The organism is Kribbella sp. NBC_01245, from assembly GCF_036226525.1.
Classification (GTDB): domain Bacteria; phylum Actinomycetota; class Actinomycetes; order Propionibacteriales; family Kribbellaceae; genus Kribbella.
The window spans coordinates 7,957,635-7,978,565 of record NZ_CP108487.1; the positions used below are offsets into that span (position 1 = coordinate 7,957,635).

A 20,931-nucleotide genomic window follows, 5' to 3' on the forward strand; every position below is an offset into this window, starting at 1 on the left:
GCAGGAACTTTCTGCGGGTGCTCATGACGCTCCGCCTATCAACCGGCTGTTCAAGCGGTGCTGCCAGTCGAGGTTGCGCCAGCCGGGGTGATGGGGCGCGGAGTTCGAGCCGAGCACGGTGCCCCAGAAGCCGTGCTCCTCGCACTTCCTGACCGCGTACTCGGCGATGTCCTGGCCGACCGGGCCGTCCTCGAACTCGGCGAGCAGCGGGGTGTACCCGATCCACCCTTCGCCGATCACCGCGGGAATGTCGTGGCGTTGCGCGAACTGGGAGATCGCCTGGAGCCGGTCGTCGATCGCCTGCCGCATCGCGACGCGGTAGGCGCCGTAGTTGTCGTACAGCCAACGGTCCCACTTGGCCGGGTCCACCCAGTCATAGGTGTAGAACATGCTGGCCGAAACTCCGGTGGCCTCGAGCCGCCACGGTTCGGCAGCCTCTGCGTAGGTCTGGAAGTCCGGCGCCTCGTCCCGCAGCAATGACCGCAGCGAAGTACGCGGGAATTCCGGCGGTGATACCCGTACTCCGGCCCACTCCTCCAGTGCGGACAGCACGCCGTAGACGTAGACGTGGAAGTGCGCTATCTGGCCGTTGTCCGGCACGGAGTCCATGTCGAGGTACGGCGTGATGCCGTAGCAGGACGTGGCCAGGATGTCGGGGTGCCGCTTACGCATCAGCTCGACAGCCTCGGCGACATGGCCGCGCTGGGACCAATAGGGATTGTCGCCGACGTCCCTGAGGCGGCTGAGGTCCACCTCGTTGTGCAGTTCCGCATAGGCGATGCGGTCGGCGAGATCGCAGTCCTTCAAGTACTGCACGAGGTCGGCCATCGCGAGAGCCATGGCGCGGTGGCGTTCCTCCGGCGGCACGCCCGTCAGAGCGTCGTACCAGTCCCGGCTGTCGAGGAACGCCGGACTCTGCTGGTACTCCCACGAGGAGAGGATCACGTAGCAGCCATGGCGGCGTGCCGCCTCGAAGAGCTCGCGCAAATGCTGCCGCCCGTCGATGACGGCACCGCCCCTGACGTCGTACCAGCGGGTGTGCCGGCCGATCGAGCCGCCCATCCCGGCGATGCGCAGGTGGGCGGTGTCGATGCCGTGATCGCCGAAGAGCAGGTACGGCATGGCGCAGATGCGGACGGTGTTGTAGCCACGTTCGACCGCTTGACCGAAGGCCACGTCCAGGTCGTGGAAGGGCTCGGCCGCGGTCGTCTGGGTGTACCAGGTGAAGTCCCATAGCGTGATGGTGAGCCTCGCCGGCAGATGTGAGGGAATCTTGGTGGAAGGCATAGCAACCTTTCAAGGCGAGGTGAGCGGTTATCGGGGGTTCTGGGCGCGCTGGAAGTCGTTGTAGATGACGCGTTTCGTGGTGGAATCGAAGCCGACCAGGCCCATCACCGAGATGCCGTTGAGGTGCATGTTGTAGCCGAGCCGCTCCTTGTAGTCCTTGAGGACCCAGAAGGTGTAGCCGGCCACGAACTCGCTGCGTGCGGTGACCTGGTCCCAGTGCGAGCGGAAGCCCGCCGCGTGCCACTCCTCGGTGCCGATCTGGGTTTCCGGTCCGTGCACCCCGAGGTCGGACCATGAGCCGTTCTCGGTGATCAGGATCGGCTTGTCCGGATGCAGCTCGTGCACCTTGTCGAGGTTCGGGCCGAGGTCCTCGTTCTTGCCATAGAAGTAGCCGAAGTACTCGTTGTAGCCGATCACGTCGGCGATATCGAACGCGGGATCCCACGACGACCCAGACGCCCAGGTGACGGGCCGATCCTGGATGTCGAGCGCCTTGACCGCCGCTTTCATGTCCAGCAGCCACGCGCGGTAGATCGGTCCGCGGTTCGGGTCGGTGCCGGGCTCGTTGACGAAGTTGTCGATCTCCGACTCGTTCTGCAGGCACCACAAGATCACCGACGGCCGGTTGTGCTGGTTCCATGCCATCGCCGCGGCGAGGGCCCGGCATAACCCGTAGCGCTCGGTCTGCACCTTCTGCTGCGCGGTGTTCATCCACATGGTGTCGATGTCGTCCATCACGAACACGCCATGACGGTCGGCCCACTCATAGGCATAGGGATGCCGGTTGTAGACACAGTTGCGGAGGAAGTTCGCGCCGACGGTGGTCGCGTGACCGAGTTCCTGGTCGTACTCCTCGATCGTCATCGACCGGCCACGCGCGGCCGACTCCTCGTGCCAGTTGAATCCCTTCAGGAACACCGGCTCGCCGTTGACAGTGAGGGTTGAACCCTGGGTACCGACGGTGCGCACGCCGTAGGTGGTGGACAGTTGGTCCACCGCCGATCGTTGCGGCACGATCGGACCTTCGCGCAACTCCGCGCCGGCGGTGAGCAGCGTCGGTGAGTCCGGGGACCACGCGGGCGCAGCAGGGATCGCCACGACCGCGCGGGCAACGGTTACCCCGCCCGCGGTGACCGTCACCGGTACGACGGCCGGCCGGCCGCCGGATCCTTCGCCAGGTCGCAGCAGCACGTGGCCGGTGAAGGTTCGGGCGCTGTGGTTGGCGACGACGATCCGCGCGTCCAACCGGCCGTCCGTGGCGGCGACCAGGACCTTCGCGATGGTGACCTGCGGCACCACCTCGAGCCAGACCGAGCGGGTGATGCCGGCGTACGGCCAATAGTCCACCGGCTTGTACGGAACCGCGAGCGGATCGGTGATGGGCCCGGAACCGGAGACGTAATCGGTGAAGGTCGCGCGACGATGTACGCGCACCACGATGACCGCCGGCCGGCCTGGCCGGGCCGCATCACCGAGCGGCAGTGCGAACGGCGTATGACCGCCCTCGTGGGCACCAACGAAGGCGCCGTTCACCCACACGTCGGCTCGGTAGTTCACCGCCAGGAACATCAGCCGGATCCGCTTCCCGGTCCACGCGCCCGGAACCCGCAGCGTCGTCCGGTACCAGGCATACCCGTCACTGAACGCGGTGCCCGTGCCGAACCGCGAACCGTCGTAGCTGCCCCACGGCGTGGGGTTGTTCTTCAGGTCCCAGGCCGACGGGACTGCCAGCTGGTCCCACTCCGAGACATCCGTGTTCGGCAGGTGCCAGTTTTGCGCTAGTCCCTCGTCGCGCGGATCGAACCGGAACGCCCAGTCGCCATCCAGGCTGCGGTAGGAGCGGGTGGGCTCGTGTTGTGCCCAGCCGTCGAATGACGGCACTACCTCGCCGTACTGGAACAGCACGCCGGTGTCCGCGATCCGTTCGATCCGGGTATCGGCGGGCTCGCGTTCACCGTGCGGGGGCAGGCTCGGATCGCCTGCGGTGATTGCCGCGTGGGCTGCGGCGAATCCTGCGGGGGCTGGTACGGCGACGGCCGCGCCGGTGGCCAGGCCGGCCATCAGAACGGTCCTGCGTCGGGGCAGATCGGGCATTGCGTTCCCTTCGATGGTCAAGCTGGGCATTGGCACCGGGTTGTTCGTGTTCGTGCTCAGCCGCCGTCGATTTCGAAGCCTTGTCGCTTGCCGTAGTCGACGAGCGCGTCCTGCCAGGCCTTGAGCCCGGCGTTGAGGTCGGACTTGTTCTTGTAGGACTGGCCGACGGTGTCACCGAAGATGCTGTTGGCGTAGGTCTGGTAGGGCAGGAACTGCCATCCCTCACCCACGGTGTCGCTGGTCACGTCGAACAGCCGGTTGATCTTCTGGTCGCCGAACGCGGCGTAGGCCTTGTCCAGGAAAGCGGGGTCGCGGGTCTCTTCGAGCGATGACGGGTAGCCTCCCGCCTCGATGTACAGGTCGTTGCCGTCCTCGTGGTTGAGCCAGCGCAGGAAGGCCGCCGCGAGGGCAGGATTCTGGCTCTGCTTGAGGACCGCCTGAGCGCTGCCGCCGTGCTCGGCGCTTACTGGCTTACCGCCGTCATAGGTCGGCATCGGGGCGACGCGCCAGAGGTCCTTGACCTTGGGCCCCAGGCCGTCGATGACCCCGCCCATCCAGTTGCCGAAGGGCAGTGTGGCGATGCTTCCGTCGACGAGGCCCTTGAACCACTCGTCGGTCCAGTGGGCGGAGGGCTGCAGCAGTCCTTCGGAGAGGAGCTGATTCCAGACCGACGTCCACTTCAGGGTTCCCTCGTCCGCGAGGTTGACGGTGATCTTCTTGCCGTCGACGGTGAACGGTCTGCCCCCGGCCTGCCAGATCATGCTGGTCGCGAAACCGGCATCGCCGACGTCGGCGGTGATGTACTTGGTGGGATCGGCCTGGTGCAGCTTCCGGGCCGCGGCGAGGTACTCGTCCCAGGTCTTCGGTACGGCGATGCCGTACTTGTCGAAGACCTTCTTGTTGTAGAACAGCGCCATCGGGCCCGGGCCCTGCGGCAGGCCGACCAGGCTCTCACCGACGTGCGAGATCGCCCAGCTCGACTGCGCGTAGTCGGGCCCGAAAGCCTCGAACCCGTACTGCCTGAGGTCCACCAGGTGCCCAGGCAGCCCGAACTGCGGGAGCGCGAAGAACTCGATCTGCGCCACATCCGGGGCTCCGCTGCCGGCCTTGATGGTGTTCTGCAGCTTCGTGTAGTGCTCGTCCCCGGTGCCGGCGTTGACCAGCTTCACCTTGACGTTCGGGTACTTCTTCTGGAATGCCTCGACCTGCTTCTTGGCATCTGTCCAGGTCCAGTAGGTGATCGTGCCGCCGGCCTGCAGCGCGGCGTCCACCGCCTCCTGCGATCCCTGGCCGCCGCCTTGACCGTTGTCGGCGGTCCCGGCCGGGCCTCCGCACGCGGCCAGCACGAGCGATGCGGACGCGACGGCGACGGCCGTCACCAACGCGAATCGCCGGCTGCCATACCGTCGTCTGAAAATCATGGCTGGTCCTTTCACTGCTTGGTGAATTGCTCGGCTCATTGCTTGACGCCTCCCGCGGTCAGGCCGGACTGCCAGTACCGCTGGAGTAGGAAGAAGACGATGATCAGCGGGACGATGGTCAGCAGGGATCCGGTGATCACGAGGTTGTAGATCGGGTCCGCGCCGACCCCGGCGGCCTGCTTGCTCCATTGCGAGAGGCCCACCGTGAGCGGGTAGAGATCCGGTTCGCTGAGCATGATCAGAGGCAGGAAGTAGTTGTTCCAGACCCCGACCACGCCGAACAGCAGCACCGTCACGATCCCCGGCGCCAGGAGGCGCAGCGCGACCGTGGTGAAGATCCTGATCTCGCCCGCGCCGTCGATGCGGGCCGCTTCGAGCAGCTCCTGCGGCACGGCCTCGGTGGCGTAGATCCAGATCAGGTAGAGGCCGAACGGGCTGACCAGTGACGGGACCACGATCGCCCAGATCGTGTTGGTCAGGCCCATCGACGAGAACATCAGGAACGTCGGGACCGCCAACGCCGTACCCGGCACCGCGATGGATCCGAGCAGCAGCGCGAACACCGCCCGTCGGCCGCGGAACCGGTATTTCGCCAGGCCGTAGCCGGCGGCGGTTGCCAGCGCGGTCGCACCGCCGGCCCCCAGTACGACGTACAGCAGAGTGTTGCCGACCCAGCGCAGGAAGATGCCGTCGCGATACGTCAGCGTTTCCCGCACGTTGGAGAACAGGGCGAACGTGTCACCCAGCTCCCAGCCCGCGGTGGACACCAGGTCGTCTTGGGTCTTGGTGGCGCTGATCAGCAGCCACACCAGAGGGACCAGCGTGTAGATCAGGAAGATCGCCATCACGCCGGTCAACAGCGGCGACTTCCGCGGCTTCAAGGTCGGTTTCCTGCGCCGCACCACGGGCAGTCGCAGCGAACGCCGCCTCCCGGCACTGGCTTTCACAGCGCCTCCCGGGAACCACGCAGCTGCAGGACATACGCGATGGCCGCGGTCAAGACGCCCATGATGATCGCGACGGTGGCCGAGTAGCTGAACTCCTGTCCGGCGAACGACAGGTTGTAGGCGTACATGTTGGGCGTGTAGAAGGTCGTGATCTCGTTCGGCGCCAGCGAGCGCAGGATGTTCGGCTCGTTGAACAGCTGGAAAGTACCGATGATCGAGAAGATCGTGACGATCACGAGCGCACCGCGCAGCGCGGGAAGCTTGATCGCTCGCGCGATCCGGATCGGGCCCGCACCGTCGATCGCCGCCGCCTCGTACAGCTCCTCCGGAATGGTGCGCAGCGCGGAGTAGAAGACGAGCATGTTGTAACCCACGAACTCCCAGGTCACGATGTTCGCGATCGCGGGCAGCATCCAGCTGCCGCTGAGCGGGTGGAGCGCCGTTCCGAGCAGGTTGTTCAGATCGCCGGCCAGCCCGAACTTGTCGCCGTACAGGTATCCCCACATCAGCACCGCGACCACGCCGGGAACCGCGTAGGGCAAGAAGATCACCAACCGGAACATGCCCGCCGCGTGCAGCCGCGCGCTGTCGATGGCCAGCGCCGCCAGCAACGCCAGCACCAGCATGAGCGGGACCTGGATGACGAAGAACACCAGCACCCGGGCCGCCGCTTCCAGCAGCTTCGCGTCGCTCAGGGCATCGGCGTAGTTCCCCAGGCCGACGAACACGTTGCCGCCGAAGAAGGTCTGCTCGCGAAACAGGCTCAGGTACAAGGCGTATCCGATCGGCGCCAAGAACAGGAGCGCGAACACGGCCAGGAACGGGGCGACGAACAACCAGCCCTTGGACTCCTGCCGAGCCAGCAGGCGTCCTCGTTCGTGCACGAGCGGCTGAGCCACGCGTCGCCTCCTCCATCGGTAGTGGCCGGCCCGTCTGGCCGGATTCGATCCACTGCGAGCGTGGCCCCGGAGGTCGATGCTGTCAAGATGTAATAGTAATTAATGTTTTCATGTAAAGTTGCGGTGGCGCTTGGGAAGGCCCCACCGTCGACGGAGGCTGGAGGGTGGTAAAGGATTCCCTATGAACACGAATCGGCAGGCAGGCAGTTACGGCGGTCGCGGCATCCACGGCGAGGTCGTCGAGGAACTCGGCCAGCGCATCGTCGGCGGCCAAATTGCCGAAGGCGAGACCCTCGACATCGTCGCGCTGGAGGCCGAGCTGGACATCAGCCGGACCGTTCTTCGTGAGTCGCTCCGCGTGCTCAAGGCGAAAGGCCTCGTCGATGCGCGGCAGAAGCGCGGCACGTTCGTTCAGCCACGCAGCGAGTGGCGCCTGCTCGACCCGGACATGATCCGCTGGCAGTTCCACGGCCGCGAGGACAGCCAGTTCCTGGACGATCTGGCCGAGGTCCGCGGCATCATCGAACCGGCCAGTGCCCGGCTGGCAGCGATCCGGCGAGACGACCAGGACATCGCCACCATGGAGCAAGCCCTCGAACGCATGTCCGCGGCAGCAAAGGGTGACGGTGACGCGGTCGATGCCGACCTGGCGTTCCACCGTGCCTTGCTGGCATCCACCCACAACGAGTTGCTGCTGCGGATGGAGGTCGTCCTGGAGGCAGGCCTTGCCGCTCGCGACTCCCTCGTCCACGGAGCCGTCGCGGACGACGACCCCACACCGGCTCATGCCGCCGTGCTGGACGCCATCCGCGACCGCGACTCCGACCGCGCGGCCCACGCCGCGAGCGCCCTACTCGCCAAGTCCCTGTTCGACCTGGACCGCGCCCGCTCCACCGCCACCGACGACGCCTGAAGACCGCCTCCGCTGAACGTCCGCGTTCGTACCTCCCGCGAGTGGTCGCTTCTGAACCCCGCGAGTGGTCGGGTAGCACGCGACCACTCGCGGGGACCTTGAACGCCTACTTCACTACCGGCACCCCACCTGCCGACAGTTGCTTCTAAGCGCCGCGGGTGGTGAGGATGGTGTCGCGATACCAGAGGGCGCTTTGCTTCGGCGTGCGCTTTTGGGTGTCGTAGTCGACGCGGACGATGCCGAAGCGTTTGTCGTAGCCGTAGGCCCATTCGAAGTTGTCCATGAGGGACCAGGCGAAGTAGCCGCGTACGTCAGCGCCCTGCTGGCGCGCGGCCGCGACAGCTGCCACGTGCGAGACGAAGTACGCCGTACGGCCGTCGTCGGTGACGTAGCCGTTCTCGTCCGCCTCGTCCTCGAAGGCGGCACCGTTCTCCGTCACCACCAGCGGGATCCCCGGGTAGTCCTTGCTGATCCGCACCAGCAGATCGGTGAAGCCCTCAGGCACGATCTCCCAGTCCATCGCCGTCGTCGGCCGGCCGAGCGGAAGCGTCCGGCTGATCGGATTACCCTCGTCGTCGGTAGTCCGGCCGTTCTCGTCCGACCCGCTGAACTTCTGGCTGAAGTAGTAGTTCAGCCCGAGTACGTCGATCGGCGTCGAGATGATCTCCAAATCGCCATCCTGGATCGGCAGCTCGATCCCACGCTTACCCAGGTCGGCCACGACGTCAGCCGGATACCGCCCATGGACCAACGGGTCGAGGTAGATCCGCGCCCCCATCCCGTCGGCCCGTCGCGCCGCCTCGACATCCTCAACAGCGTCAGTAGCCGGGTACGCCGTCGCGGCGTTCAGCACGATGGCCAAGTCGATCGGCGCAGACGCGGCCGCCCGCATCGCCTTGGTGGCAAGACCATGCCCAAGCAACAGGTGATGTACGGCGTTCATCGCGGCCGGGAAATCCTGCTTACCAGGCGCGTGCAACCCATAGGCATACCCGAGCATCGCGGAACACCACGGCTCGTTCAACGTGGTCCAGTTCTTGACCCGATCCTGCAACGCGTCGAACACCAGCATCGAGTAGTCCGCGAACCGGTACGCCGTATCCCGCGCCGGCCAACCGCCCGCGTCCTCGAGCTCCTGCGGCAGATCCCAGTGATAGAGCGTCAGCCACGGATCGATGCCCTGAGCAAGCAATTCGTCCACTAGTCGGTCATAGAACGCCAGGCCGGCCGGGTTCACAGGCCCACGCCCGCGCGGCTGCACGCGCGGCCACGCCACCGAGAACCGGTAGCTGTCGATCGCGAGATCCTTCAGCATGGCCACGTCGGCGGGCATCCGGGTGTAGTGCTCGCAGGCGACATCCCCGTTGTCACCCTCGTGCACCGCACCGGGCACCCGGCAGAAGGTGTCCCAGATGGAAGGCGTGCGGCCGTCGACGTCCACCGCGCCCTCGATCTGGTACGACGAGGTGGCGACACCCCAGCGGAAGTCGGTCGGCAGACTCGCGATCAGCGCTCGATCCTGCTCGGAAACAGATACGGCCACAGGCGCGGCAACAGTGTTCATAGGCGGAGTACGGCGCGCGGTGGACCGCGTGCCGTACGAACTCCCTTCGGAAGGTCAGGCGACCGGGGTGAGGTTGGTTTCGTGCAACCAGCAGGCGACCGATCGGCTTGCATCGGTCCGGACGGTCGGATTACCGAGCAGCGGGATCTCCGTCGAGCACCGGTCGAAGGCGTGCGGGCAGCGCGGGTGGAACGCACACCCCGTGGGCATCCCGCGCAGGTCCGGCGGCGAACCGGGGATACCGGCCAGCTCCTTCTTTGGACCACGCAACGCCGGGAACGACTTCAGCAGGCCCTCGCTGTACGGATGCAGGCTGTCCCGGTAGAGGTCGGCCGCCCGCGCCTCCTCGACGATGCGACCGCCGTACATGATCGCGATCCGGTCGGAGAACTCCACCAGCAAGGACAAGTCGTGCGTGATGAACAGGACTGAGAAGTCGAGCCGCTCGCGTAGTTCGACCAGCTGGGCCAGGATTTGCCGCTGCATCACCACGTCGAGCGCGGTGGTCGGCTCGTCCATGATCACGACCTGCGGTTCGAGCGCGAGCGCCATCCCGATCATCACCCGCTGGCGCATACCGCCGGAGAGCTGATGCGGGTACGCCTCCATCCGGTCGCCGGAGATACCGACCAGCTTGAGCAACTCCCGCGCGCGAGCCATCCGGGCGGCCGGAGTGGTGTGTGGCTGGTGGGCCTTCAGTACGTCGAGCAACTGGGTCGAGACCTTGTGCACCGGGTTCAGCGAGTTCATCGCACCCTGGAACACGATCGACGTCTCGGCCCAACGGAACTTGCGCAGATCCTGGTCGGAAAGGCTCATCACGTCGTACGGCTGCCCGTTCGGCGGGTGGTAGATGACCGAGCCGCCGCTGATCACGCCCGGAGGCGGCAGCAGCCGGGTCACGCCGTACGCCAGCGTCGACTTGCCGCTGCCACTCTCGCCGGCCAGGCCGAGCACCTCGCCCTTGCGCAAGGTCAGCGTGACGTCGCGAACCGCCTGGACCGCCTTGTCACCAAGGCCGTAGTCGACGTTGAGGTTCTTGATCTCGAGCACGGGTGGCTTCATCGCACGACGTCCTTCACCTTGTCGTCGTCGGCCGGGGCCGGACGGAGAACGGGGGTGGCGAGCGGCTGGGTGCCGAGGACGGGAGTGAACCCGACCCGCATCCGCACGGTGCGGCCGTCGACCGTCTTCACCTTGGTCTTGCCGCTGTTGCGCAGTCGCGGGCTGACGAACTCGTCGATGCCGAAGTTGATCAGCGACAACGCGGTACCGAGGATGGCGATGGCCAGACCCGCCGGTACGAACCACCACCAGGCGCCCTGGGCAAGGGCCTGCTGGCTCTGCGCCCAGAACAGGATCGTGCCCCAGTTCCATTCGGAGATGGTGGAGATACCGATGAAGGCCAGCGTGATCTCGGACATGACGGCGAAGATCACCGTGCCGACGAAGCTGGAGGCGATGATCGCGGTCAGGTTCGGCAGGATCTCGACACAGACGATGCGCCAGGTGCTCTCACCAGTGGCGCGCGCGGCCTCGACGTAATCCCGCCGTCGTAGCGACAACGTCTGCGCCCGCAACACTCGAGCCCCCCATGCCCACGACGTCAAACCGATGACCAGGGCGACCATCAGGTCACCCGCGCCGGGAATGGTGGAGGCCACGATGATGATCAGCGGCAGGGCCGGGATGACCAGGAAGACGTTCGACAGTGCGGACAGTCCCTCGTCGGCGGCACCGCCGAGGAAGCCCGAGCTGACACCGATGAGCACGGACAGCACAGTCGCGATGACGCCGGCCAGCAGCCCGACGAACATAACGCCCCGGGTGCCGACCAGGATCTGGCTGAAGATGTCCTGGCCCAGGTGGGTGGTGCCGAACCAGTGCTTACCGGATGGCCCCTGGAGGATGTCGCTACTACGCGCGGACGGGTCGAACGGCGCGATCCACGAACCGATGATCGCGATCAAGACGAAGAAGGCGAGTACGACGAGACCGGTGGCCGCCTTGCCGTTGGCGACGAAGCGCAGGCGCTGCCGTTTCGCCGCGGGCGCGGTTTCGGCGGCGACGACCGGGCCGTCCGGTCCGACCGTGGTGGCGGTGCTGGCGGAGACGGACATGCTCAGCCCTCCTTGCGGGTGCGCGGGTCGAGGACGAGGTAGGCCACGTCGGCGATCAGGTTCGCGACCAGGACCGACAAGGTGATGACCAGGAAGACGCCCTGCATCAGCGGGTAGTCCTTCGAGCCGACCGCCTGGAACAGGTTGAAGCCGATGCCGGGATAGGAGAAGACGATCTCCACCAGCAGCGTGCCGCCGACGATGAAGCCGAGCGACAACGCGAACCCGGCCACGTTCGGCAGCAGCGCGTTGCGGGCGGCGTACCCGACCATGACGCGACGCTCGGACAGGCCCTTGGCGTGCGCGACGGTGATGTAGTCCTCGGAGGCGACCGTGATCATCATGTTCCGCATGCCGAGGATCCAGCCGCTGACCGACGAGATCAGGATCGTGATCGCGGGCAGCAGGCTGTGCCGGATCGCGCTGCCGATGAACTCGCCGTCCCAGCTCGGCACCAGGCCGGGCTCGTAACCACCCGACGAGGGGAAGTAGCTGCCCTGACCGGCGAACAACGCGATCGCGATCAGGCCGAGCCAGAAGTAGGGGATCGACGACAGGAACGTTGTCGCCGGCAACAATCCGTCGATCCACGAACCACGACGCCAACCGGCGAGCACGCCAAGGAAGGTGCCGATCATGAAGCTGGCCATAGTGGTGATACCGACCAGCGCGACCGTCCAGGGCAGGCTCTGCCCGATCACGGATGCCACCGGCGTCGGGAAGAACGTGAAGGACAATCCAAGGTCGCCGCTGAACAGCTGGCCCCAGTAGTCGACGTACTGACTCCACATGCTGGCGTCTTTATCCAACCCGAACAGCACATAGAGAGAGTCGAGCGCCTCCGTGCTGATCTGGCCCTGGTACCGGTTGATCAGCGAGGTGACCGGGTCACCCGGGATCAGCCGCGGGATGAAGAAGTTGATCGTGATCGCGGCCCACGCGGTGAAGAGATAGAACGCGATCCGCTGCAGCAGGAACTTCACAGCTTCACTCCTTGCGGCTTCTCGGTGATCTCGTAAAGCCAGCAGGCGGCCCAGTGACCCTCGCCATCGGGCAGGTCGAACCGGGGCGGCAGGTCGGTCGAGCACTTCGGCATCGCGTGAATACAGCGCGGGTGGAACCGGCAGCCCGACGGCGGCCGGATCAGGCTCGGCGGTTCGCCACCGGCCTTGTCCTCCGGCACCTCGTCCGGCCCGACAGCGGTCATCCGGTCCGGATCGGGCGCGCTCTCGATCAGCAGCCGCGTGTACGGATGGGCCGGCGCCTGCGTCACGGTCTCGGAATCACCGCCCTCGACCATGCGGCCGGCGTACATCACCAACGTCTCGTCCGCGAAGTACCGCGCGGAGGCGATGTCGTGGGTGATGTAGAGAATGGCCAGATCGAGGCGATCCTTCAGATCACGCAGCAGGTTCAGGACGCCGAGGCGGATCGAGACGTCGAGCATCGAGACGGGCTCATCCGCCAGCAGGGCCTCGGGATTCGCCCCGAGCGCGCGGGCGATCGCGACCCGCTGGCGCTGGCCACCGGACAGCTCGTGCGGGAACTTGTCGATATAGCGCTCCGCCGGAACGAGCTGGACCCGCTGCAGCAAGGTCTCGAGCGCCTTCTCCAGTTCGGCGGAACCCTTACCGGCGTTGCCGTGGATCTTGAGCGCGCGAGTCAGGTGGTACCGCACGGTGTGCACCGGGTTCAGCGAGGCGAACGGGTCCTGGAAGATCATCTGGACCTGCCGGACATACCGGCGGAAGGGCCGGCCGCCCTTCACGGTGATGCTCTTGCCGTGCAGGCGGATATCGCCGCCGGTGCGCGGGTACAGCTGGGCGAGCAACCGCGCGACGGTCGACTTGCCGGAACCGGACTCGCCCACGAGGGCCGTCACGCGGCCGCGTCGCAGGGTCACGGTGACATCGTCGACGGCGTGGACCGCGTGCTTCTCCCTGGTCAGGAGGTCGCGAACGCCGCGTCGTACGGAGAAGTGTTTGGTGAGGCCTTCTGCCTCGAGGACCACATCGGACGTGGTCTGAGCCGTGGGGGTGGCCGTCATGCCTGGACTCCTAGCTGGGACTCATCGTGGCGGTGAAGAGCGCCCGGACAGGGAACCGGAGGGCGGTCCGATTCCCTGTCCAGGCGGGCTAGAAGGTCACGAAGCAGCGGGCTTCAGGTTGAGGACGATCTGCAGCGCGTTCTGCTGCGTCGGCTGGGCCGGCGCGTACTGGTTCTGCTCGTCGGGCCAGCCGATCCAGTTCTTCGTGTTGTACATACCGCCGACGTTCGACGCCGAGGTGGGCACCATCGGCATCTGCTCGACCATGATCTTCTGCAGCGTGTTCAGCGCCTTGGTCCGGGCGGCGTCGTTGGTGGCGTTGGCGTACTCGTCGAGCGCCTTGGTGGCCTCGGCGTTCTGGAAGCGGCCGTAGTTGCCGGAGACGCCACCCTTGCCGAGCGGCTTGTAGATCTTGCCGTCCATGATGTTCTGGTAGATGTCGTACGGCGTGGCGCCACCGTTGGTCCAGTGCATCGTGGCGTCGAAGTTGCCCTCGTCAACGGCCTTGAACCACGCGTCCTGGTTCGCCTTGTCGACGGTCGCCTTGATCCCGATCGTGGACAGGTTGTCCTTGATGATCTCGAGGTCGGTGATGTAGTCGGACCAGCCGGCCGGGTCGGTCAGCGTGATCGTGACGGGCTTGCCGCTCGGGTCCGACAGCACGTCGCCCTCGAGCTTGAAGCCGGCGGCGGCCAGTTCCTTCTTCGCGCCTTCGACGTCGACCTTGTGCATCGCGTCCTTGAACTCGGGTGCGATGAACGACTCACCGGCCGGGGTCGGGATACCGGTCACGCTCTCGATCTTCGGGTAGAAGTACCCGGCCTCACCCTGCAGGAAGATGTCGTCGCGGTTGATCACCTTGTCCATCGCGCGGCGCAGGGCGGGGTTGTCGAACGGCTTCTTCTGGGTGTTGATCCACAGACCGTGAATACCGAGGTTCGCCGGGAACCAGAGCTTGTGGTGCGCCGGGTCCTTGTCGACGTACACGGTCTTGTAGTTCGGGATGAAGACGAAGCTCCACTCCGAGGCGCCGTTGGCCAGCGCCGTGGTCTGCGCGTTGTTGTCGTTGTACGACGTGTAGCGCAGCTCCTTGACCTTCGGCAGCTCCTGCCAGTACTCGGCGCGCACCGTCAGGGTGGTGGTCTGCGGGGTGAACGACTTCAGCGTGTACGGGCCGGTGCCGATCGGGTTCTTCACCACGTCCGTCGTCGGGTCCTTGACCGCCGACCAGATGTGCTTGGGAATGACGAAGGTCGTCAGCACCTTGGCCTGGTTGACGAACTGCGACTTGGTGAAGGTCAGGTCGACCTTGCTCCCGGTCTGCTTGATCTCGCCGTACGGAATGGCCTCGGGGTTCAGACCGGCGTTCTTCTTGCGCAGCTCGAACGTGTACGCCACGTCCTCGGCGCTCATCGGCTTGCCGTCCGACCACTTCACGCCGTCGCGAATCGTGAACGACAGCTTGGTGAAGTTGTCGGCCCACTTCCACTCGGTCGCCAGCCACGGCTTGCCTTCTTCGGCCGGCTTGATCGAGTTCAGCATCACCAGCGGCTCGTAGATCATCCACCGGTAGCCGAGCGAGGCGCCCGAGGACGACCCGAGGAACGGGTTGTGGTTCTCGGTCTGCGGGCCGTTCGGCATGCCCACGTTCAGCACGGTGGCCGGGCCGTTCGAGCCGCTGTTGTTGTTCGATTCACCACTACAGGCAGCCATGGCTACCGCGAGCACGCCCGCTAGGGCGAGAGCGACTGTACGTCGAGCTCGCATGACGTTCCTCCTGTTGATCGGTCACAGCTTGTTGGACGGATGACTGACGGTTACTACTCGCCTAGGTGATGCAGGGGGAGAGAGCCTGGACGGCGAGGCACGGGCAGGTACCTCGCCGTCGCGGCGGCTCGTCGGGCTACGCCGGGGCGGTCGAACCACGCACGACCAGCGTCGTGGGCAGCACGGTGGGTTCCTCGGGTAGCGGTTGACCGTTGAAGTAGCCCATCAGCATCCGGGCCGCGGCCTGACCCATCAGGCGCATCGGCTGATGCACCGTGGTGAGCGGTGGCTCGGTGTGCTGGGCGTAGGGGATGTCGTCGAACCCGACCACGGAGACGTCGCCGGGAACTGTCCGGCCCGACTCCCGGACGGCTTGGATGGCGCCGCCGGCGGTCAGGTCGTTGTGCGCGAAGATCGCGTCGAACTCGAGCTTGGAGTCGATCGCGTACTGGACCCCGCGCCGGCCGCAGTCGTGGGTGAAGTCACCCTCGAAGACCAGCCGTGGATCCAGTTCGATACCGGCGGCCGCGTAGGTGTCGCGGAAACCGCTGAGCCGTTCTTGCGTGCAGCCGAAGCGCTCGACACCGGTGATCACGAGCGGGCGCTTGCGGCCGAGCTCGATCAGGTGCCGGGCGGCGGCCTCGGCCCCGTCGACATTGGTGGTGGCCACCGACGGGAAGACTGGTTGTTTGCTGCGGTCGTCGATCATCACGACCGGCAGACCACGGGCGTGCAGCTGCTCGATGTACGCCAGCGTGCCCTCGGGCTCGATCACCAGCAGACCGTCGAACGACTGCGCCGAGACCTGCGAGGCGAACTGCTGCATCGACTCCTCACCCCGGTTGCAGGTGAACAGCAGCAGGCCGTAGCCCTCGGTCTCGACCACGTCGACGGCACCCTGCAGCACCTCGCCCATCCAGGGCCAGGTCAGCGAGGGCACCAGCATGCCGACGATCCGGGTACGGCCACGAGCCAGGCCGACGGCTCGTGCGCTGGGCACGTAACCGAGCTCGGCGATCACCTGGCGGACCCGTTCGGCCGTACGCAGGTCCAGCTCGCCCTTGCCGTTCAGGACTCGCGAAACAGTGGTCTTGCTGACCCCTGCTCGGGCCGCGACGTCGGCGATCGTGATCGACATTTGAACTCCCCTCGGGCGGTTGGGGCTTGTTTCCGAACCGTGAACGGAGTGTTCGGAACCGGTTTCGGAAGCGGTTCCGAGAACTAAAGCCGAGTGGTTCAGGTCACGTCAATCACGGTTCGGTAACGAAGTCGACGTCGTGACCGAACTGTGTTGAAAGGTCTTTCGTTGTCACGCTCAAATCTCCCAGCTCATCCGTAAGAGCGCTCTCATGCGCTGACGCCAGCCTGTCAGAGCGCTCTCATGCGCGCTAGCCCTCAGCTGCTGGTGCATGATGGCTGGGCGCTTCGTTCGGGCGTTTCAGGGCCGGCACAGACAGGTGGGGCGAGCACGCGATGGAGTCACGTCGGACCACGGTCCGCGATATGCGACGGTCCAACCGGTCCGTCATCCTGACCAGCATCTACCGGTCCGGCCCGCTGAGCCGGTTCGAGCTGGTCCGGGAGACGTCGCTGAGCGCCGCGAGCGTCAGCAACCTGGTCGGTGAGCTGCTGGACGAAGGCGTCGTAGAGGAGGCCGGTTCGGTCGAGTCCGACGGCGGCCGCCCGCGCGTACTGCTCCGCGTCGCGCCCGGGTTCGGGGCCGTCGCGGGCGCCGAGGTGGGGGAGACGCGCGTCCGCGTCGAGCTGTTCGACCTCGCGATGAAGGTGCTGGCCGCCGTCGAGTATCCGATCGAGTCGCCGACGCCCGAGCCGTCCCTCGTGGTCGACCGGGTGCTGCAAGGCCTCGGCGAGGTGACCGCGCAAGCCGGCGTCTCGCCGTCGCAGGTGCTCGGCCTCGGTGTCGCCGTCGCGGGCATCGTGGAGGGACCGGCCGATGCCGTCGTGCACGCGCAGACGCTCGGCTGGGACGCCGTACCGCTGGGTGCCATGTTGCAAGCCGGTACGACGGTGCCGGTCGAGGTCGACAACGGCGCGAACACCCTTGGCCAGGCCGAGATGTGGTTCGGCGCAGGCCGCGGTGCCGAACACGCCGTCGTCGCACTGGTCGGGTCCGGCGTCGGCTCCGGCCTTGTCGCCAACGGATTGAGCTACCGCGGTGCGCGGAGTAGTGCCGGCGAATGGGGTCACACGACCATCGCGTACGGCGGGCGCAAGTGCCGGTGCGGGTCATCCGGTTGCCTCGAGGCGTACGTCGGGGCCGAGGGGGTGCTGGATCGATTCCGGCTGGCCAACCGGGGGAAGCCCGCGCCTGGTGCTGACGAGGAGTCGGCGTTCGTCGCGTTGCTCGAGTTGGCGGGGTCGTCGAAGATCGCCGCGGGCGTGGTGGACGAGACGATCGGGTATCTCGGGGCGGGGTTTGCGAACTTGGTCAACCTGTTCAACCCCGAGCGGATCGTGCTCGGCGGGTGGGCCGGGTTGGCGTTGGGCGAGCGGTATCTGCCGCAGTTGCGGGAGGCCACGGCCAACCATGCGCTGCGCCAGCCGTTCGCCCAGGTATCGATCGTGCTGTGCGAGCTCGGCCAGGACGCGGTCGCGCTCGGCGCGGCCACCCTCCCGGTCCTCCGTCTCCTCCGCGAAGGCGGCGCCACCCGCCCAGACGCCCTGATCGCCCGCGCCCGCTGACTTTTCGGAATTCCTGCTGCGGGGATTCCACCGGATGGACGTTCGGCTAGGCCGGATTCACGACTTCAACTATCGTGTGTAAAAAGTTCTTCTCCGTGGGGGTTCGCAGATGCCAGACTTGACCGCGCTCGGCCAGGATTTCGTCTGGGGCAGCGCCACCTCGGCGTACCAGATCGAAGGCGCCATCGACGTCGACGGCCGACTGCCGTCCATCTGGGACACCTTTTGCGACACCCCGGGCGCGATCGACAATGGCGATACCGGCGCGGTCGCGTGCGACTCGTACCACCGCTGGACCGAGGACATCGCCCTGCTGAAGCAACTCGGCGTCGACGCGTACCGGTTCTCCGTCGCCTGGCCGCGGGTCATCCCGACAGGCTCGGGCGCGGTCAACGCGGCCGGGCTCGACTACTACGACCGCCTGGTCGACGGATTGCTTGCCGAGGGCATCAAACCCTTTCTGACCTTGTATCACTGGGATCTGCCGCAGGCGCTGCAGGATCTCGGCGGCTGGTCGGAGCGCGACACGGCGTACCGCTTCGCCGAATACGCGACGGTCGTGGGCGAGCGCCTCGGCGATCGCGTGCACGACTGGGTGACGTTGAACGAGCCGCTGTGCTCGGCGTGGATCGGCCACTGGGAAGGCCGGATGGCGCCGGGCATCACCGACCCCGCGACCGCCGTGCGCGCGTCGTACAACTTGTTGCTGGCACACGGTCTCGGCGTACAGGCCCTGCGTGCTGCCGCACCGGACGCCTCGGTCGGCATCGTCGTGAACCTCAGCCCGATCGAGCCCGCGACCGACTCCGCCGAAGACGGCCGCGCCGCCCGAATCGCCGACGGCCACATCAACCGCTGGTGGCTCGACCCGGTCAACGGCCGCGGTTTCCCAACGGACATGGTCGAGCAGTACGGCGTGGAGCTGCCCGAGCAGCCAGGTGATACCGACATCATCGCGGCGCCGACGGACTTCATCGGGCTGAACTACTACTTCCGGCAGATCGTGAAGGCCGACGAAACCGTGCCAGTGCTGGGTTTCAGCCAGGTCGAGGGCCCTAATCCCGAGCGCACGATGCTCGACTGGGAGGTCCATCCGGGGGGTCTCGAGGACCTGCTGCTCCGGCTGACCAAGGAGTACGGCGCGGAGAAGATCTACGTGACGGAGAACGGTTCGGCCTGGGTCGATACACCCGACGCGTCGTTCAACGTCGACGACGAGCCGCGTACCCGCTTCCTCGAAGACCACCTCGCCGCCTGCGCCCGAGCCGTCGAACAAGGCGCACCCCTGGCCGGCTACTTCGCCTGGAGCCTGCTCGACAACTTCGAATGGGCCTACGGCTACGCCCCCCGCTTCGGCCTCGCCTACGTCGACTACCCCACCGGCACCCGCACCCTAAAATCCAGCGGCCACCACTACGCCACCCTCATCAAGTCCCACCGCGCCTAACACCAAAATCCTTTGCACTCATTCGTCGGAATCCGCCCTCTCAGCACCACGAACTTGTACAGGTTCGCGGCGGGAAGAGGGCGGATTCCGACGAATGAGTGCAAAGGATTAGCGGCAACGTCCGAAGGCCTGGGGCTTGGCCGTCGGACGTTGGCGATTCCGCCTGCGGGATTGCGGGCTAGCTGATGGTCCACTTCTGGTTGGCGCCGCCGCCGCAGTCCCAGATCTGGACAGGCGTGGCGTTGGCCGAGTTGTTGCCGGTGACATCAAGGCACTTGTTCGCCCTTGGGTTCACTAGATCTTTCGCGGCCGTGTAGGTCCACTGCTGCGCGGCATTCCCGTTGCAGGTGGCGATCTGGACGCGGGTGCCGTTGGCGGTGGCGGCGTTCGCGACGTCCAGGCACTTGCCGAGGGCGCGGATGGTGCCGTCACCTGGGCGGGACCACTGCTGGGCCGCCGTACCGTTGCAGTCGTACAGCTGGACCGTCGTACCGTCGGCCGAGTTGGCGCCGGCAACGTCGAGGCACTTGCCCGCCAGGCCGGTGATCTGGCCACCGCCGCCGCTGGTCAGCTCGTAGACGCGGACGTAGTCGATCGCCATGGTCTGCGGCATCACCGTGCTGCCGTCGGGGTAGCCCGGCCAGTGGCCGCCGACCGCGACGTTCATGATCATGAAGAACGGGTGGTTGAAGACCCACGGGTCGCCGCCGAGATCAGCCGGCGTCTTGCGGGCGAACTGCTGGCCGTCGACGTACCAGGTGACCGCGTTCGGCTCCCAGTCCATCGTGAAGGTATGGAAGGCGTCGGCGAACTGCTGGCCGTTCGGCAACGTGTAGCGCGAGCTGACGGCCTCACCGGCGGAGTAGCCCGGACCGTGCAGCGTGCCGTAGGAGTTGCTCGGCTCGCGGCCGATGTTCTCCATGATGTCGATCTCGCCGTTGGCCGGCCATTGCGCGCCGCCATCGCCGAGCATCCAGAACGCCGGCCAGAGACCCTGCGTACGCGGCAGCTTGAGCCGCGCCTCGAAGCGGCCGTACTGCTTGGCGTATGTGCCGGCCGTGAGCAACCGTGCCGACGTGTATTCGCATGGTCCGTAGTGGCAGTTGTAACCACCTTCGCGGCGGGCGGTGATCACCAGGTTCCCGTTGCCGTCGTGGGCGGAGTTGCGGGTGCTGTTGGTGTAGTACTGGCGCTCGTTGTTGCCCCAGCCGTGGCCGCCGATGTCGTAGCGCCACTTGCTGGAGTTGGGCGGTGTGCCCGCGGCCGCGTTCATCTCGTCGGACCAGACCAGCGGGCCGACCGCGGCTGGGGCGTTCACGGCGTTTGCCGCACTGTCTGCGGCTGGAAGAGTGACTGGAAGAGCAGCCGGAAGAGCGGCTGGAAGGGCGTTCGGTTGGGCGGTCGCGGTGGGCTGGATCAGGCCGGAGCCGGCCAGGAGGGCGCCGGCGGCGAGCAGGAAGGCGGTACGACGACGCCGTCGGCGGGCGGGCAGGGTGTTGGCAAGCATCGTGGAGCCTCTACTTTCGCTCGGCCGGTGGGGCACCGGCCACGGGGGCGGACACGAACGAGGCAGGGGAATCGCAGGGGCAGCCTGCTGGTAGAACAGGGTTCCGGTCAAGACTAAGCATTAATTAAAGACTTGAAAAAAGTCTACTACCAATCGTTGACACGTCTTACGCACAGTGGTTATCTCGGGGTGACCAGCTGTTGCGGCGCGGGCAG

Annotated in this window: 16 protein-coding genes; 3 read left to right on the top strand and 13 right to left on the bottom strand. The window is 66.4% G+C overall.

Annotated elements, in window-relative coordinates:
* Window positions 1-21: 21 nt before the first annotated feature.
* From OG394_RS36685 to OG394_RS36705, 5 genes are all read right to left on the bottom strand, one after another.
* The gene (locus tag OG394_RS36685) at window positions 22-1,287 is read right to left on the bottom strand and encodes a cellulase-like family protein (protein ID WP_328991882.1); all 1,266 of its coding nucleotides are present in this window, start codon (window positions 1,285-1,287) and stop codon (window positions 22-24) included.
* Between the two features lie 27 nt (window positions 1,288-1,314).
* Window positions 1,315-3,381, bottom strand: coding sequence for a glycoside hydrolase family 2 protein (locus tag OG394_RS36690; protein ID WP_328991883.1), 2,067 nt, complete (start codon window positions 3,379-3,381; stop codon window positions 1,315-1,317).
* A 56-nt stretch (window positions 3,382-3,437) separates the two neighbouring features.
* Window positions 3,438-4,802: an ABC transporter substrate-binding protein gene (locus tag OG394_RS36695; RefSeq protein WP_328991884.1), complete on the bottom strand. Its 1,365-nt coding sequence runs from the start codon at window positions 4,800-4,802 to the stop codon at window positions 3,438-3,440.
* 35 nt (window positions 4,803-4,837) lie between these two features.
* The gene (locus OG394_RS36700) at window positions 4,838-5,683 is read right to left on the bottom strand and encodes a carbohydrate ABC transporter permease (RefSeq protein ID WP_328991886.1); all 846 of its coding nucleotides are present in this window, start codon (window positions 5,681-5,683) and stop codon (window positions 4,838-4,840) included.
* A 62-nt stretch (window positions 5,684-5,745) separates the two neighbouring features.
* On the bottom strand, window positions 5,746-6,648 hold the full coding sequence (locus tag OG394_RS36705) for a carbohydrate ABC transporter permease (protein ID WP_328991887.1): 903 nt from the start codon (window positions 6,646-6,648) through the stop codon (window positions 5,746-5,748).
* A gap of 181 nt (window positions 6,649-6,829) precedes the next feature.
* On the opposite strand from OG394_RS36705, the gene OG394_RS36710 reads away from it, so the two are divergent.
* Window positions 6,830-7,561: a FadR/GntR family transcriptional regulator gene (locus OG394_RS36710; protein ID WP_328991888.1), complete on the top strand. Its 732-nt coding sequence runs from the start codon at window positions 6,830-6,832 to the stop codon at window positions 7,559-7,561.
* A 145-nt stretch (window positions 7,562-7,706) separates the two neighbouring features.
* On the opposite strand, the gene OG394_RS36715 is transcribed toward OG394_RS36710, so the two are convergent.
* From OG394_RS36715 to OG394_RS36745, 7 genes are all read right to left on the bottom strand, one after another.
* Window positions 7,707-9,125: a GH1 family beta-glucosidase gene (locus OG394_RS36715; RefSeq protein WP_328991889.1), complete on the bottom strand. Its 1,419-nt coding sequence runs from the start codon at window positions 9,123-9,125 to the stop codon at window positions 7,707-7,709.
* Between the two features lie 54 nt (window positions 9,126-9,179).
* Window positions 9,180-10,190 carry an ABC transporter ATP-binding protein gene (locus OG394_RS36720; RefSeq protein WP_328991890.1) on the bottom strand — a complete coding sequence of 337 codons (1,011 nt, stop codon included), beginning with the start codon at window positions 10,188-10,190 and terminating at the stop codon, window positions 9,180-9,182.
* Window positions 10,187-11,245 carry an ABC transporter permease gene (locus tag OG394_RS36725; RefSeq protein WP_328991892.1) on the bottom strand — a complete coding sequence of 353 codons (1,059 nt, stop codon included), beginning with the start codon at window positions 11,243-11,245 and terminating at the stop codon, window positions 10,187-10,189. Before OG394_RS36725 ends, OG394_RS36720 begins: the two co-directional genes overlap by 4 nt.
* Window positions 11,246-11,247: 2 nt before the next feature.
* Window positions 11,248-12,228 carry an ABC transporter permease gene (locus OG394_RS36730; protein WP_328991893.1) on the bottom strand — a complete coding sequence of 327 codons (981 nt, stop codon included), beginning with the start codon at window positions 12,226-12,228 and terminating at the stop codon, window positions 11,248-11,250.
* A complete protein-coding gene (locus tag OG394_RS36735) occupies window positions 12,225-13,292 on the bottom strand; it encodes an ABC transporter ATP-binding protein (RefSeq protein WP_328991895.1) in 1,068 nt (355 codons plus the stop codon). The genes OG394_RS36730 and OG394_RS36735 overlap by 4 nt, the downstream gene beginning before the upstream one ends.
* A gap of 96 nt (window positions 13,293-13,388) precedes the next feature.
* Window positions 13,389-15,059, bottom strand: a complete 1,671-nt coding sequence (locus OG394_RS36740) for an ABC transporter substrate-binding protein (RefSeq protein WP_328991896.1) — start codon at window positions 15,057-15,059, stop codon at window positions 13,389-13,391.
* 136 nt (window positions 15,060-15,195) lie between these two features.
* Window positions 15,196-16,197, bottom strand: coding sequence for a LacI family DNA-binding transcriptional regulator (locus tag OG394_RS36745; RefSeq protein WP_328991897.1), 1,002 nt, complete (start codon window positions 16,195-16,197; stop codon window positions 15,196-15,198).
* A 365-nt stretch (window positions 16,198-16,562) separates the two neighbouring features.
* Here OG394_RS36745 and OG394_RS36750 point away from each other — a divergent pair, with 365 nt between their 5' ends.
* Window positions 16,563-17,762 carry an ROK family transcriptional regulator gene (locus OG394_RS36750; RefSeq protein ID WP_328991898.1) on the top strand — a complete coding sequence of 400 codons (1,200 nt, stop codon included), beginning with the start codon at window positions 16,563-16,565 and terminating at the stop codon, window positions 17,760-17,762.
* Window positions 17,763-17,871: 109 nt separating this feature from the next.
* Window positions 17,872-19,209: a GH1 family beta-glucosidase gene (locus OG394_RS36755; protein ID WP_328991899.1), complete on the top strand. Its 1,338-nt coding sequence runs from the start codon at window positions 17,872-17,874 to the stop codon at window positions 19,207-19,209.
* Between the two features lie 178 nt (window positions 19,210-19,387).
* Here the strand turns inward: OG394_RS36755 and OG394_RS36760 are convergent, their stop codons facing one another.
* Entirely contained in the window at window positions 19,388-20,716 is a 1,329-nt protein-coding gene (locus OG394_RS36760; RefSeq protein ID WP_328991900.1) for a ricin-type beta-trefoil lectin domain protein, read from the bottom strand.
* Window positions 20,717-20,931: the final 215 nt, after the last annotated feature.

Excerpts from the sequence above, each read along its gene's own strand:
- OG394_RS36685 (WP_328991882.1), bottom strand. The coding sequence starts at position 1,287 with ATGCCTTCCACCAAGATTCCCTCACATCTGCCGGCGAGGCTCACCATC.
- OG394_RS36690 (WP_328991883.1), bottom strand. The coding sequence starts at position 3,381 with ATGCCCGATCTGCCCCGACGCAGGACCGTTCTGATGGCCGGCCTGGCC.
- OG394_RS36695 (WP_328991884.1), bottom strand. The coding sequence starts at position 4,802 with ATGATTTTCAGACGACGGTATGGCAGCCGGCGATTCGCGTTGGTGACG.
- OG394_RS36710 (WP_328991888.1), top strand. The coding sequence starts at position 6,830 with ATGAACACGAATCGGCAGGCAGGCAGTTACGGCGGTCGCGGCATCCAC.
- OG394_RS36715 (WP_328991889.1), bottom strand. The coding sequence starts at position 9,125 with ATGAACACTGTTGCCGCGCCTGTGGCCGTATCTGTTTCCGAGCAGGAT.
- OG394_RS36720 (WP_328991890.1), bottom strand. The coding sequence starts at position 10,190 with ATGAAGCCACCCGTGCTCGAGATCAAGAACCTCAACGTCGACTACGGC.
- OG394_RS36725 (WP_328991892.1), bottom strand. The coding sequence starts at position 11,245 with ATGTCCGTCTCCGCCAGCACCGCCACCACGGTCGGACCGGACGGCCCG.
- OG394_RS36735 (WP_328991895.1), bottom strand. The coding sequence starts at position 13,292 with ATGACGGCCACCCCCACGGCTCAGACCACGTCCGATGTGGTCCTCGAG.
- OG394_RS36740 (WP_328991896.1), bottom strand. The coding sequence starts at position 15,059 with ATGCGAGCTCGACGTACAGTCGCTCTCGCCCTAGCGGGCGTGCTCGCG.
- OG394_RS36745 (WP_328991897.1), bottom strand. The coding sequence starts at position 16,197 with ATGTCGATCACGATCGCCGACGTCGCGGCCCGAGCAGGGGTCAGCAAG.
- OG394_RS36750 (WP_328991898.1), top strand. The coding sequence starts at position 16,563 with ATGCGACGGTCCAACCGGTCCGTCATCCTGACCAGCATCTACCGGTCC.
- OG394_RS36755 (WP_328991899.1), top strand. The coding sequence starts at position 17,872 with ATGCCAGACTTGACCGCGCTCGGCCAGGATTTCGTCTGGGGCAGCGCC.
- OG394_RS36760 (WP_328991900.1), bottom strand. The coding sequence starts at position 20,716 with ATGCTTGCCAACACCCTGCCCGCCCGCCGACGGCGTCGTCGTACCGCC.